General features: G+C 29.7%; 14 protein-coding genes. All 14 read left to right on the top strand.

Annotated elements, in window-relative coordinates:
- On the top strand, positions 1–1,291 hold a 1,291-nt coding region (gene murD, locus Q4A58_RS06830; RefSeq protein WP_303117761.1), incomplete at its 5' end, for a UDP-N-acetylmuramoyl-L-alanine--D-glutamate ligase.
- A 10-nt stretch (positions 1,292–1,301) separates the two neighbouring features.
- Entirely contained in the window at positions 1,302–2,369 is a 1,068-nt protein-coding gene (gene murG, locus Q4A58_RS06825) for an undecaprenyldiphospho-muramoylpentapeptide beta-N-acetylglucosaminyltransferase (protein ID WP_303117760.1), read from the top strand.
- Positions 2,370–2,375: 6 nt separating this feature from the next.
- On the top strand, positions 2,376–3,767 hold the full coding sequence (gene murC / locus Q4A58_RS06820; protein WP_303117758.1) for a UDP-N-acetylmuramate--L-alanine ligase: 1,392 nt from the start codon (positions 2,376–2,378) through the stop codon (positions 3,765–3,767).
- Positions 3,768–3,816: 49 nt separating this feature from the next.
- Entirely contained in the window at positions 3,817–4,656 is an 840-nt protein-coding gene (gene murB, locus Q4A58_RS06815) for a UDP-N-acetylmuramate dehydrogenase (RefSeq protein ID WP_303117756.1), read from the top strand.
- Positions 4,657–4,693: 37 nt separating this feature from the next.
- Complete coding sequence (locus tag Q4A58_RS06810; RefSeq protein ID WP_303117753.1) at positions 4,694–5,557, top strand: D-alanine--D-alanine ligase; 864 nt, start codon at positions 4,694–4,696, stop codon at positions 5,555–5,557.
- A gap of 14 nt (positions 5,558–5,571) precedes the next feature.
- On the top strand, positions 5,572–6,249 hold the full coding sequence (locus Q4A58_RS06805; RefSeq protein WP_303117752.1) for a cell division protein FtsQ/DivIB: 678 nt from the start codon (positions 5,572–5,574) through the stop codon (positions 6,247–6,249).
- Between the two features lies 1 nt (position 6,250).
- The gene (ftsA, locus tag Q4A58_RS06800) at positions 6,251–7,537 is read left to right on the top strand and encodes a cell division protein FtsA (RefSeq protein WP_303117749.1); all 1,287 of its coding nucleotides are present in this window, start codon (positions 6,251–6,253) and stop codon (positions 7,535–7,537) included.
- Between the two features lie 48 nt (positions 7,538–7,585).
- Positions 7,586–8,656: a cell division protein FtsZ gene (gene ftsZ / locus Q4A58_RS06795; RefSeq protein WP_303117747.1), complete on the top strand. Its 1,071-nt coding sequence runs from the start codon at positions 7,586–7,588 to the stop codon at positions 8,654–8,656.
- Between the two features lie 94 nt (positions 8,657–8,750).
- Complete coding sequence (gene rpsF, locus Q4A58_RS06790; RefSeq protein WP_303117745.1) at positions 8,751–9,035, top strand: 30S ribosomal protein S6; 285 nt, start codon at positions 8,751–8,753, stop codon at positions 9,033–9,035.
- A 50-nt stretch (positions 9,036–9,085) separates the two neighbouring features.
- The gene (gene rpsR / locus Q4A58_RS06785; protein ID WP_005970619.1) at positions 9,086–9,304 is read left to right on the top strand and encodes a 30S ribosomal protein S18; all 219 of its coding nucleotides are present in this window, start codon (positions 9,086–9,088) and stop codon (positions 9,302–9,304) included.
- Between the two features lie 169 nt (positions 9,305–9,473).
- Positions 9,474–11,090 carry a putative manganese-dependent inorganic diphosphatase gene (locus Q4A58_RS06780; protein WP_303117742.1) on the top strand — a complete coding sequence of 539 codons (1,617 nt, stop codon included), beginning with the start codon at positions 9,474–9,476 and terminating at the stop codon, positions 11,088–11,090.
- 464 nt (positions 11,091–11,554) lie between these two features.
- A complete protein-coding gene (locus Q4A58_RS06775; protein WP_303117741.1) occupies positions 11,555–12,520 on the top strand; it encodes a bile acid:sodium symporter family protein in 966 nt (321 codons plus the stop codon).
- 45 nt (positions 12,521–12,565) lie between these two features.
- On the top strand, positions 12,566–13,645 hold the full coding sequence (locus tag Q4A58_RS06770) for an iron-containing alcohol dehydrogenase family protein (RefSeq protein WP_303117739.1): 1,080 nt from the start codon (positions 12,566–12,568) through the stop codon (positions 13,643–13,645).
- 12 nt (positions 13,646–13,657) lie between these two features.
- The gene (locus Q4A58_RS06765) at positions 13,658–14,572 is read left to right on the top strand and encodes a branched-chain amino acid transaminase (RefSeq protein ID WP_368501195.1); all 915 of its coding nucleotides are present in this window, start codon (positions 13,658–13,660) and stop codon (positions 14,570–14,572) included.
- Positions 14,573–14,648: the final 76 nt, after the last annotated feature.

Here is a 14,648-nt window from a genome sequence, read left to right as displayed (position 1 = left end):
AGCTATGGTTTATGGAAATGGAGTCAGTGGCAAGGGTGCAAAAAAATTACTGGAATATTTAAATTACGAAGTTATACTTATTGATGATAAGTCGGCTCTTCCTTCAGAAGAAGCCTATAAGTACTTAGATGAAATAGAAATTTTTATAAAAAGCCCAGGTATAACTTATAACAAATTAGTAAAAACAGTTCAAGACAAAAAAATAAAAATGATTGATGAGATTGAACTGGCATATAATTATATTGTGGATAAAAAAATAGCAACAAAAATAATAGCAATAACAGGAACTAATGGAAAAAGCACCACAACTGCTAAGATAGCGGAAATACTAAACTTTGTTGGCTACAAAGCAACTTTTGCGGGCAATATAGGAGTTTCTTTAGCAGAAACGGTTATAGATAAACCAGATTTAGATTTTATAGCTTTGGAGCTAAGCTCTTTTCAATTAGAGAATATTGAGAAGTTTAAACCATACATTTCGATGATTGTTAATTTAGGACCTGATCATATAGAGAGATATAATAATTTTAACGAATATTATGACACTAAATTTAATATTCTAAAACAGCAAGATGAAACTTGTTTTTTTATAGAAAATATTGATGATATAGAGATAGAAAATAGAAAAAATTTAATAAAGACGAAAACTATGACAGTATCGAAATCTAAAGAGGCGGATGTGAATGTAAATGATGGAAAAATATTTTTTAAAAAAGAGTATATAACGGATGTAGAAAATTTAAGTCTAAAAGGTATACATAATTTAGAAAATATTTTATTTGTTGTAGCAAGCTCTAAAATTATAGGATTAGAAAACTCAAAGATAAAGGAATTTTTGAGTATAGCTAAGCCATTGGAACATAGGACTGAGTTTTTTCATAGTTATGGTGATGTAAAATTTATAAATGATTCAAAAGCCACAAATATAGACTCGACAAAATTTGCTATAGAGGCAAATAAAGACTGTCTTTTAATATGTGGTGGTTATGATAAGGGAGTTGATTTAAAGCCCTTAGCAAACTTAATAAAGGAAAATGTAAAAAAAGTTTTTCTGATAGGTGTAATTGCAGAGAAAATAAAAAGCTTATTATTAGAAGTTGGTTATGATGAGAAGAAAATATTTATGTTCAATGATTTGGAAACTACGCTTTTATTTTTAAAGGAGAAACTAACTAAGAGTGATAAAGAGATAGTTTTATTATCACCAGCAACATCAAGCTACGATCAATTTAAATCATTTGAACATAGAGGTAAGGTATTTAAAGAATTGGTTTTAAAAATTTTTGGGTAGGTGCAAACTAATGAAAAAAGTTTTGTTAACAACTGGTGGTACTGGTGGACATATATATCCTGCTTTAGCAGTGGCAGATAATTTAAGAGAAAAGGGCGTAGAAGTACTTTTTGTAGGTACGAAGGCAAGAATGGAAAAAGAAATAGTACCAAAAAGAGGATATAGATTTATTGGACTTGATATACCTGTTCCAAAAGGTTTTAAGAATATTATAATTTTTTTTAAGGCTATAAAAACAGCATATAGATTATTAAAAAAAGAAAAACCTGATGCAATAGTAGGCTTTGGTAATTATATTTCAGTTCCAGTTATATTAGCAGGCATCTTACAGGGGAAAAAAATATATTTACAAGAACAGAATGCCAATATAGGTTTTGCTAATAAAATTTTCTATAAATTTGCTAAATTAACATTTTTGGCTTTTGAAAAAACCTATGATGATATTCCTATAAAATATCAAAACAGATTTAAAGTCATAGGGAATCCATTGAGAGTTGAAATAGAAGGATTAAAATATCAAGAAGAGAGAGAGAAATTAGGAATAGCCGAAAATGAAAGATTACTTTTAGTTACAGGGGGAAGTCTAGGTGCTCAGGAGATAAATAACGCAATTTTAAAAAATTGGGATAAATTTTTAAATAATGAAGAAATTGTAGTGTATTGGGCAACAGGTTATGGAAATTATGAGGAAATAAAGAAGCAAGTGAAAAGAAAAAAACAAAAAGATGAAATAAAGCCGTATTTTGATAATATGCTTGAAATAATGGCTGCATCCGACTTGGTAATCTGCAGGGCAGGAGCTTTAACTATTTCAGAACTAATAGAGTTAGAAAGACCATCAATATTAATTCCATATAGTTCAATGAAAGTAGGACAGTATGAAAATGCTAAAATATTGCTGGATAATAAGTCTGCCTATGTATATACAAGAGAACAAATAGATGAGGCCATAGAGGAAATTTTTAGTCTTATCAGAAATAATGAAAGATTAAAAAAGATGAGAGTCAGAATAAAATCACTAAAAAAATCTAATTCAGCAGAAACTCTTATAGCTAATTTAGATATTTGGAGGAGTTAATATAAAATGGAAAAGATTTATTTTATAGGAATAAATGGAATAGGTATGAGCGGTCTTGCAAAAATAATGAAGTGTAAAGGCTATGAAGTTAAGGGAGCAGATATCTGTAAAAACTATGTGACTGAAGAACTTTTGTCTATGGGAATAGAAGTTTTTGATGAACATAATGAAGAAAACGTAAAGGATGTAGATTTTGTTGTTGCATCGACAGCAATAGGAGAAAAAAATCCAGAATATAAATATTCAAAGGAGAATAATATAAAAATTCTAAAAAGAGGGGAATTATTAGCTAGACTTTTAAATAGAGAAACAGGTATAGCTGTTGCTGGAACACACGGAAAAACAACAACAACTTCGATGTTAGCTACTTCAATGTTGACAAAGGATCCTACAATAGTCGTGGGAGGAATTTTACCTGAAATAAAATCTAATGCAAGACCAGGAAAAGGAGAATACTTTTTAGCTGAAGCTGATGAAAGTGACAATTCTTTTTTGTATATGAAGCCCAGATATTCAATAGTGACTAATATAGAGGCAGATCACTTAGATGTACATAAAAGTCTGGATAACATAAAGAAATCATTTATCCAATTTATTAGTCACACTCAAGAAGAAGCTATTTTGTGTATTGATTGCCCTAATGTAAATGCAGTAATAGCTGATTTACCTCAAAAAAATAAGGTGCGAACCTACTCTAAAGAAAATAAAGAAGCTTATATCCATGCTGCTAATATAAGAATAAGGGATGGAAAAACGATTTTTGAAGTGTTTATAGAAGGGAAAAGCAAGGGAGAATATGTTTTGAGTGTACCTGGTGAGCATAACGTGCAGAATGTTTTACCTGTAATATATCTATCTTTGAAATTTGGAGTAGATCCAGAGATTTTAAAAGAAAGTTTAAAAAATTTTAAGGGTTCAAAAAGAAGATATGATGTTTTATATGATGATATTTTAGAAAATGGTTTTGGTAATAAAACAAAAAAAGTAAGGATAATAGATGATTATGCACATCACCCAACAGAAATAAAAGCGACCTTATCTGCTATAAAATCCATAGATGAATCTAGATTAGTAGCTATCTTTCAACCACATAGATATAGTAGGGTTCATTTTTTGATAAATGAATTTAAAGATGCTTTTAAGCAAGTTGATAAGGTAATTTTGCTTCCGATTTATGCAGCTGGAGAAATAAATGAATTTAATATCTCAAGTGAATTTCTAAAGAGCAATATTGAGCATGATAATGTTGAACTTATGGATAACTGGAAGGATATAAAAAAATATGTATCAAGGGTAAAAAAAGATTCTACATATATTTTTATGGGAGCTGGTGATATATCCACTTTGGCTCATGAAATAAGTGAGGAATTGATGGAAATAAATGAAGTAGCAATCTAAAATGAGAAGTATTTTAGAAATTAAGTGATAAATAAAATAGAGGTAGACAATGAAGATTTTTGAGAATCAAGAAATGAAAAATTACTCCAATATGAGAGTAGGAGGAAGAGCAAAAAAACTTATAATTTTAGAAAATAAAGAAGAAATAAAAGAGGTTTTCAAAGAAAATAAAGAAATATTTCTATTAGGAAATGGAACTAATATTCTTTTTACTGATGATTTTATGAATAAGGTTTTTGTATGCACAAAAAAACTAAATAAAATATTTGACCTAGAGGAAGGGTTAGTTAAGGTTGAAGCTGGTGCAAACTTGAAAGAATTGATTGATTTTATGGAGAAGAAAAACTATTCTGGCATAGAGAGTCTTTTTGGGATACCAGGAACTATAGGTGGTTTAATCTATATGAATGGAGGAGCTTTTGGAGTAGAAATTTTTGATAAAATAAAGTCAGTAGAAATTTTAGATGAAAAAGGAGAACTTAGAGAAGTAAAAAAAGAAGATATAACTGTTTCTTATAGAAAGACAGAAATACAAGATAGGGGTTGGGTTATACTTTCAGCTATTTTTGAATTTGAAAAAGGTTTTGACAAAAAAAGAGTATTAGAAATAAAAGAGCTTAGGGAAGCAAAACATCCATTGGACAAGCCAAGTTTAGGAAGTACCTTTAAAAATCCTGATGGAGATTTTGCAGCCAGACTTATTTCTGAAAGCGGTCTTAAGGGAAGGGTAATTGGAGGAGCACAAGTTGCAGAAAAGCATCCTAATTTCATTTTAAATATTAACAATGCGAGTTTTGAAGATATTACTAAAATATTAACTTTAGTAAAAAAAGAAGTTTTAAAAAAATTTAATATAAAATTAGAAGAAGAAATAATTATTGTGAAATAGACTGAAAATCAAAGAATAGAATAATTATGGAGGATTTATGAAAATAGCTGTTTTTATGGGAGGAAAATCTTCTGAAAGAGAAGTATCATTGAGAAGTGGAAAGGCAGTTTTAGCTAGTTTAAAAAGACAGGGCTTTGATGCATATGGAGTAGAGTTAGAGCCTGAAAATGAAATTTTACCATTTCTTCAAAGTGAATATGATTTAGCCTATTTAGTTTTACATGGTGGAAATGGTGAAAATGGGAAGATTCAATCAATTTTAGATATTTTAGGAAAAAAATATACTGGTTCTGGTGTGTTAGCAAGTGCAATTACTATGGATAAGAGAAGAACTAAGATGATAGCAGAAAGTATGGGTATAAAAACACCAGCAACTTTTGATAAAATTGAAGAGATTGATAGATACCCTGTCATTGTAAAACCAGTTGATGAAGGCTCCAGTGTTGGGTTACATGTTTGTACATCTCTTGAAGAAGTTAAAAAAGCAGTTAAACAAATAGAGAAACCAATAATAGAAGAATATATAAAAGGTGAAGAACTTACTGTAGGAGTAATGAATGATAGAGCACTGGGAGTTCTTAAGATAATTCCTAAGGCTGCAGAAATATATGATTATGATTCTAAGTATAAAGTTGGAGGTTCGATTCATGAATATCCAGCCAAAATAGATAATCAAATTTATAAGAAAATTATGCTTGTTGCTGAAAATATACACAAAGAATTTGGAATGAAAGGTATATCCAGAAGTGATTTTATTATGAAAGATAATGAAGTTTATTTTTTAGAAGTAAATTCATCGCCTGGAATGACAGAGACAAGCTTAATTCCTGATTTAGCAACCTTACAAGGATATACATTTGACGATATTATAAAAACAATGGTAGAAACATTTTCTAAATAATTAGAGGAGAAAGAATGTTTATAAGATTAATAATACTAGCCTTATTTTCCTTCTTTATAGCACAGATTCCGAATAAATTTTTAAGCTTAGACTATTTTAATATAGTAGAAATAGAACTTATAGAAAATTCAAAAATGTTACAGACAGAATTGACAAGTTTAAGAAAAAAACTATATAATAAAAACAACTTTGACATTGATTATAAAGAACTTGAGAGAACTTTAAAAAATGATATAAGAGTTAAAGATGTTAATATAGAAGAAATCGGGCTAGGGAAGTTAAAAATAGAAGTTATTGATAAAGACTTCTCATATTATGCCAATATAAAAAAAGATATCTATCTTGTTGACGAAAGAGGAGATGTCTTTGGTTATATAGGAGAAAAAAAGAAAGAATCAGTGCCCTTAATAGTTGCAAAAACCCAAGATGGAATTAAAGAGATGTCTGCTATCTTAAATTTAATACAGGATAGACCCTTATTTAAACATATCTCACAGATTTACAAAAAAAATGAAGACGAATATAGAATAGTTCTTAGAGATGGTGTAGAACTAATAGTAAATAATGAGGTAGATAGAGGAAAATATAAGATTTTAGAAATTCTCTATTCAGAGATGAAAAAGAATAAGAAGATAGAATATATAGATTTAAGATTTGATGATTATATAATAAAATATTTAGGAGATGAGTGAGATGAAAGGCAATGAAATAATTAAATTTGCTTTAGATATAGGCAATCATAGCATAAAATTACTTGCTGGAGAGATGAACTCAAATTGTGATAAAATATCAATATTAGATTATGTTAAATTGAAAAGTAGAGGTATAAAAAAATCAAATATAGAGGATCCAGAAGAGCTATACGAATGTTTAAAAGAAGCAATTGAAAAAATTTCTCAAAAGTTAAATTACCAAGTAGAAAAAATATCTTTAAGTGTAGGAGGAGCAGGGATAGTTTCAGCGACTAGGAATGTGAGATTATCTTTTCAAGAAAGAGAAGTTTTAGAAGAGGATGTTGAAGAACTTTTAGAACAAGCTAAGAAAAAAGTTTTGGGAGCTAGAGATTTAGAATATTATAGAATTTTATATAAAGAGATTTATAATATAAGAGTAAATAATGCAAAAATAGTTAAGCAACCTGTGGGAATGTTAGCTAAAGATCTACAAGCAGATATCCATATAGTATATGTGGATGAATCCTATATAGAAAAATATATAGAAGTAATTAATAGATTAGGACTAGAAGTGGATGAAATCTATTTGAGTTCTTATGTTTCTGCAAAGGGAACTTTGGATGAAGAATCAAAGAAAATGGGAGTTGCTCATGTCGATATTGGTTATGCGACCACAGATATAATACTTTTAAAAAACTATAAGGTGCTACATGCAAAAACAATTCCAATAGGAGAAATCCATTATATTTCTGATATGACTCATATGTTAGATTTAACAAGAGAAGATGCAGTTGAGATTTTGGATAAATTCAAAAGAAAAGAAATAGATAAAGATAATACAATAAGATATGGAGCGAAAAAAGTTTCACTGAGAGATATAAGAGATATAATACAGGCAAGAACAGGAGATATAATAGAGTTTATAACATCAACCATAGAAGGTTCTGGTTTTAATGGTTATCTTGCAAAGGGAATAGTTTTAACTGGTGGCGCAGTTGCAATAGATGGTGTTTCTGAGCAGATAGGTGTCAAATCAGGATATTTGGTGAGAAAAGAACTTCCAATAGAAATAAAAGGTTTAAAAAATGTTTTTTATAGTGATGCAGTAGTTACAGGAATATTTCTTGAAGATATGGAAAAAGAATATAGAAAATATGTTGAGAGAATAGCTATGGAAGAAGAAAGAGCAAAAGAGATACAAAGTTCAGGCAAAGGCGAAAATTCAGATGAAGAGCTGGATGATATTTTAAATGAAGAAGAAAAAGAAAAAAAAGGTTTATGGGGATATATAAAAGAATTTTTTTAAAATAGAAAATAAAATAAAATTAAAATATAGCTAAGAGGAGGTTCTGTTATGAGCGAAGCAATAAAAAATCTTGTTAGAATAAAGGTCATAGGAGTTGGAGGAGGTGGCGGAAACGCCATAAATGATATGCTCTATTCAGGAGTAACTGGGGTAGAGTATGTGGCAGCAAATACAGACAAACAAGATTTGGATAAATCTTTAGCTGACATTAAACTTCAAATAGGAGAAAAATTAACAAGAGGTTTGGGAGCTGGGGCTGATCCACTTGTAGGAAGGCAGGCAGCAGAAGAAGATATAGAAAAAATTCAAGAACTTTTAAAAGGGACAGATATGCTATTTATAACTGCTGGAATGGGTGGAGGTACAGGAACAGGAGCTGCACCTGTTATAGCTAAGATAGCAAAAGAATTAGACATATTAACAGTTGCAGTTGTTACGAAACCATTTAGTTTTGAAGGGAAAAAAAGAGCTAACAATGCAAGCAGTGGAATAGAACTTTTAAGAGAAAATGTAGATAGTTTAGTTATAATACCAAATGATAAACTTTTTGATCTCCCAGATAAGACAATAACTTTACAAAATGCATTTAAAGAAGCCAATAACATTTTGAGAATTGGTATTAAAGCAGTCGTTGATTTAGTAATGGGTCAAGGCTTTATTAACCTTGATTTTGCAGATATAAGAACGACATTAAAAAATTCAGGTATAGCTGTATTAGGATTTGGAGAAGGAGAAGGAGAAAATAGAGCAATGAAAGCAGCAGAAAAGGCTCTTCTATCTCCACTTTTAGAAAAATCTATTCAAGGGGCAGACAAGATTCTTATCAACTTAATGACTTCGCCAGATGTAGGGCTTCAAGAGTCCCAAACTGTAGCTGAGATAATTAGAGAAGCAGCAGGAAAGAACATTGATGATGTTATGTTTGGTGTAAGTATTGTTCCAGAGTTTACTGATAGAATAGAAATAACTATTATAGCAAATAATTTCAGTGATGAAACAGAAAAAAGTGAACCATTTATCAGTGTAGACTCAAAAAAGACAGAGGAAGTTAAAGAAAAAGTTAAAGAAGAAGAAACTCCAGATTTAGATCTTCCACCTTGGATGAGAAATAAAAAATAAAGTTGTAAAATAGAAAAAATATGATATAATATTCAGTGCCCTGCTCAAAAACAAAAGTGTTTTGGGCAAAAACCATAGGGAGGAGGTAGAAAATATGAAAAAATATGAAATTATGTACATCATTAATCCTACTGTTTTAGAAGAGGGAAGAGAAGCTTTAATAACAGAAATAAATGAGTTATTGCAAGCTAATGGAGCAACTATAGCTAAAACAGAAAAATGGGGAGAAAGAAAACTAGCTTATCCAATAGAAAAGAAAAAATCTGGTTTCTATGTACTAACTACTTTTGAGATTGACGGAGTAAAATTAGCAGAAGTAGAAGCTAAGTTAAACATTATGGAATCTGTAATGAGATATATAGTTGTTAAACTTGACTAATTTTAAGGCAGAGAAAATTATCGTTAATTCTCATAAAGGAGGTAAAATAAATGGCAGAATTTAGAAGAAGAAGAGCTAAATTGAGAGTCAAAGCTGAAGAAATTGATTATAAAAATGTAGAGCTTCTAAAAAGATTTGTATCTGATAAAGGGAAGATTAATCCTTCAAGATTGACAGGGGCAAATGCTAAATTACAAAGAAAGATAGCAAAGGCTATTAAAAGAGCAAGAAATATAGCTCTTATACCATACACTAGAATAGAAAAATAAGAACATATAAATAAGGGGTTGTTGCAAATTAGATTTTAAAAAGTTTTGCTTGTCATCCTAAATATTTCAAGAGTTCAGCAAAGGTTCTTTTGATTATTTGGTATGGCTCCGAAACACCTACAAATCTTTAAATTGCAATAACCCCTTATTTTTAAATATAGGAGAGAAAATGAAAGAAGAGATTTTGGTTTTTGGTCATAAAAATCCTGATACGGATAGCATTTGTTCCAGTATTGCTATGGCAAATTTAAGAGCAAAGCAAGGATTTAATACAGTTCCTTGTCGTTTGGGAGAATTGAACAAGGAAACAAATTTCGTTTTGAATAGAGCTGGGGTAAAGGAACCACAACTTTTAAAGACAGTCAGTGCACAGATAGTCGACTTAAACTATGTTGAAAAAAATACTATATGTATAGAGGATTCGATACAAGAAGCTATGGATTTGATGACTAAGGAAAATTTTTCAAGTTTACCAGTTGTTGATGACAAGGGATACTTTAAAACTATGCTTCATATATCAGATATAGCTAACACTTATTTAGAAATTGATTATTCAGATTTATTTAGTAAATATAATACAACTTTTGAAAATTTGATTGAAGTTTTAAATGGAGAAATAATAAGTGGGACTTATCCAAAGGGAGAAATTTCTACTAATTTAAAAGAAGTTTCAGAACTAGATACAGTTGAAAAAGGTGATATAGTAATAACAACATCTTTAACAGATGGAATAGATAGGGCTATAAATGCAGGAGCTAAGGTTGTAATTGTATGCTGTAAGAAAAATGATTTTATAAGTCCACGTGTGACAGCAGAATGTGCAATTATGGTGGTGAAGCATTCTTTTTTTAAGGCGATTTCACTTATTAGCCAATCTATATCTGTAGGTGGTATTTTAAAAGAGCTTCCTCAAATAAGTTTTTATAAAGAAGATTTTTTACATGATATAAGAAATATTATGAAGGATGCCAGTCAAAATAATTTTCCAGTTTTAGAAAAAAATAGAAAAGTTTATGGAACAATCAGAACTAAACATTTAATAGATTTTAACCGAAAAAAAGTTATTTTAGTTGATCATAATGAATTTTCACAGTCTGTGGATGGTATTCAAGATGCACAGATATTAGAGGTCGTAGATCATCATAAGTTTGCAAATTTTCAAACAAATGAAGCAACTAAAATTCGTACAGAAGCAGTGGGTTGTACATCTACTATAGTTTATTCTTTATATAAGGAAGCTAATATAGTACCTGATGAAAAAATGGCAATTTTAATGCTCAGTGCTATAATATCTGATACTTTGTTATTTAAATCTCCTACTTGTACAGCTAAAGATATTGAAACAGCAAGGGAGCTATCACAAATAGCAAAAATAAAAGATATTAAAGAATATGGAATGGAAATGTTAATGGCAGGAACATCTTTTGTAAAGGCAGCGATGCGAGATATAATAAATCAAGATAAAAAAGTTTTTGCTGTGAATGATAGTGAAATAGCTGTAGCTCAAGTAAATACAGTTTCAATAGAAGAATTGTCTGAAAGAGAAGAAGAAATAAAAATAGAAATAGAACATGAAATAGGGAAATATGGATATTCATTATTTTTATTTGTAATAACAGATATTATAAATTCTAACTCTCTAATATTTGTTTATGGGAAAAAAATAGATTTAATAGAAGAAGCTTTTCAAAAGGAGATTAAAGAAAATAAGTTTATGCTTGAAAATGTAGTATCTCGAAAAAAACAAATTATACCTCATATAATGGCAAGTGCTCAGAATGCCTAAAATTTTTATGCCTTTTTAATTGAAATAATATGTTGAAAATAACTGGTACTAAAAAAAAGAAAAAAATAATAAAAATTTTTACAAAAAAGCTTGCTTTTTTTTAATAAATAGTATATTATAAACAAATAAAAAATGGAGGGAAAATATGTTATTATTAGCTAACTTAATTATTATTAGTATAATTATAATTATGGTGATTATTATAAATATAATCAGCACTTTTTTAAATACTAAAATTTCAAAGTTAGGTAATATAAGTTATAAACAGAGCCTTTAGTTAAAATGATTTAAAATTTATGTTTATATTTACACAGCCTGACAAGGCTGTTTTTTTTATACAAAAAATAATAAAATATGTTTTATTTAAAGTTTAAAAATTTTTTAATGATTTTGAAAGAACTATGTAGAGCTTATATTCCCAAAATTAAATTTTATAATTAACTACAGAAAAGGAGATGTAAAAAATGAATTTTTTAAATCGTATGAGTGATGTAATGGGGAAATATTTTGTATGGTTAATATTATTAGTTGCTATGTCTGCTATGTTGATTTCAGAGCCCTTTGTATTTATTTTAAAATATAGAATATTTGGACAATCAATCATTACGCTTGGATTAGGGGTTATAATGTTTGTTATGGGACTTACTATGAAGAAGGAAGATTTCAGAGTTGTGATAACAAGACCAAGAGATATAATGATAGGTTGCATAGCGCAGTTTACAATAATGCCCTTAATAGCATTTTTATTAGCAAAAACAATGAATTTACCGCCAGAATTAGCAGTTGGTTTAGTATTGCTAGGAACTTGTCCTGGAGGTACAGCAAGCAATGTTATGACTTATTTAGCAAAGGGAGATGTTGCATTATCAGTGGGAATGACAGCAGTTTCAACTCTTTTAGCGCCATTATTGACACCAGCATTGACATATATGTTAGCAGGTCAATGGATAGATATAAATGCATATACTATGATGATAGATATTTTAAAAATTGTGGTTATACCTATATTATCAGGAATGTTATTGCATCATTTTTTTGATAGAGCAATACAAAGAGTAAAGAAAATTTTAGTAATGATACCAATTTTGGTAATAGTTTTAATAATGGGGCTTTGCGTGGCGCCAAATAAAACAAATTTAATAAACTCTGGTTATCTGTTAATATTAGCTGTATGTTTACATAATTGGATAGGTTTTCTACTTGGCTATACAGTCGGTAAATTTACAAATATGAATGATGAAAAGAAAAAAGCTCTTTCAATAGAAGTAGGTTTACAAAACTCAGGATTAGCAATAGGTTTATCAGGTCAATTTATGAATCCTCTAACGGCTTTGCCAGCAACTTTGGCAACAGTAATACATCAGATATCAGGTTCTTTGCTTGCAAGTGTATTTTCAGGGGGAAAGTTTTTAAAATCACAGAGAAGATAACTTAATTATAGTAAAAATAGATATAAATTTTATAAAGGAGTTAATATGCAGAATAAAAATGTATTTTTACCAAGCTATAGCATAGGGGAAACTGTTTATAAAGAGGTAGCTAAACTGTGTTTGGCATATGGGAAAAAAGTTGTTTTTATAGGTGGTAAAACTGCCTTAGAAAAAGCAGCAGATTTAGTCAAAGAAGAATTAGATAAAGAAGGAATAGAAGTTTTAGGAATATTGTGGTATGGTGGAGAAGCAGCCTACGAAAATTCAGAAAAACTTAAAAAAGAAAAGGTAGTTCAAGATGCAGATATCATATTTGCATTTGGTGGAGGGAAAGCTCTTGATACATGTAAGGTTTTAACAGGTCAAATGGGGAAATATCTATTTGCATTTCCAACAATAGCTTCAACTTGTGCTGCAATAACAGCAGTATGTGCAATGTATAAATTAAGTGGAGAGTTTGATAGCTTATATTGGCGTCCAAGACCAGCAGAACATACTTTTATTAATACAAGAGTAATAGCTGAAGCACCAGATAAATATTTATGGGCAGGAATAGGGGATACTTTAGCAAAGGCATATGAACCAGAATTTTCATCAAGAGGAAGAGAACTTGACTACTATAATTCTTTAGGAGTAGCTTTATCTAAACTTTGTGTTGAACCTTTATTGAAATATGGTTATAATGGTTTAATGGATTGTCAAAATAATAAAGTCTCTAAGGAGTTAGAAGAAGTCATTCTGTCAATTATAATTAACACAGGTATAGTGTCAAATCATGTAAATAATGACTATAATAGTTGTGTAGCTCATGCTTTGTGCTACGGTTTTACTACTCTTCCAAAAGTTGAACATAAGCATTTACATGGTGAAATAGTTTCCTATGGTGTATTAGTTCAAACTATGCTAGATAATAAAATAGAAGAATTAGAAAATTTATTATCCTTTTATAAGGCAATTGCACTGCCTATATCATATAGAGATTTTAGTGTTAGTTGGGAAGAGATGTCATCTGTGTTTGAGAAAGCTATTTCGGTGAATGATATAAGAGTTGCAGCTGTTGAGATAACTAAGGAGAAATTAGAAAAAGCAGTTCGAGATTTAGAAGATTATTTAAAGAAAATATAGATAGGAGAAGAAATGATAGATACTAAAAAAATTTGGATGAATGGAAAATTTATAGAACATGATGAGGCTAAGATACATGTGCTTTCTCATGTAGTACATTATGGAAGTTCTTTTTTTGAAGGGATAAGAGTATATAAAACCGAAAAGGGTCCTGCAATTTTTAGATTAAAAGAGCATGTAAAGAGGTTATTTCACTCAGCGAAAGTATACAGAACAATAATACCATATACAGAGGCAGAAATAGAAAAGGCAATAGTAGATACAGTTAAAATAAATGAATTAGAACAAGGGTATATAAGACCTGTTGCTTATAGAGGATATTTTGAGTTGGGAGTTAATCCGCAAAGATGTCCTGTAGAAGTTGCTATAGCGGCTTGGGCTTGGGGAGCTTATCTTGGAGAAGAAGCTTTAAACAAAGGAATTAAAGTGCAGGTTTCTTCTTGGAGGAGACCAGCTTTGAATACTTTACCTTCACTTGCAAAAGCAGGGGGAAATTATCTAAGTTCTCAGCTGATTAGATTGGAAGCACAAGAGAATGGATATGAGGAAGGAATTGCACTTGACTATTTAGGAAATGTGAGTGAGGGAAGTGGAGAAAACTTATTTATGGTAATGGATAATAAATTAATTACTCCAAGTCTTTCATCGTCCGCTCTTGCAGGAATAACAAAGGATACTGTTATTAAACTAGCTAAAAAAATGGGTTACGAAGTTATTGAGCAATCAATACCTAGAGAACTTTTATATATTTGTGATGAATTATTTTTAACGGGAACAGCAGCAGAAATAACTCCAGTTTATTCAGTTGATAATATCCAAGTTGGAAACGGGGATAAGACAGTTACGAAGGCAATACAAAAAGAATTTTTTGATTTAGTAAAAGGAAGACATGAATTTTCACAAGATTTCTTAACCTATGTAAGGTAAAACTAAATAAAACAAAAATTTTAAAAAAATAAGTTGACAAAAAATAATAAAGGTGGTAAGATAACAAATGTCCACT

Source organism: Fusobacterium sp. (assembly GCF_030528405.1).
GTDB lineage: Bacteria > Fusobacteriota > Fusobacteriia > Fusobacteriales > Fusobacteriaceae > Fusobacterium.
The sequence above is the reverse complement of the archived record's forward strand: the minus strand, read 5'-3'. Positions and strand labels throughout refer to the sequence as shown.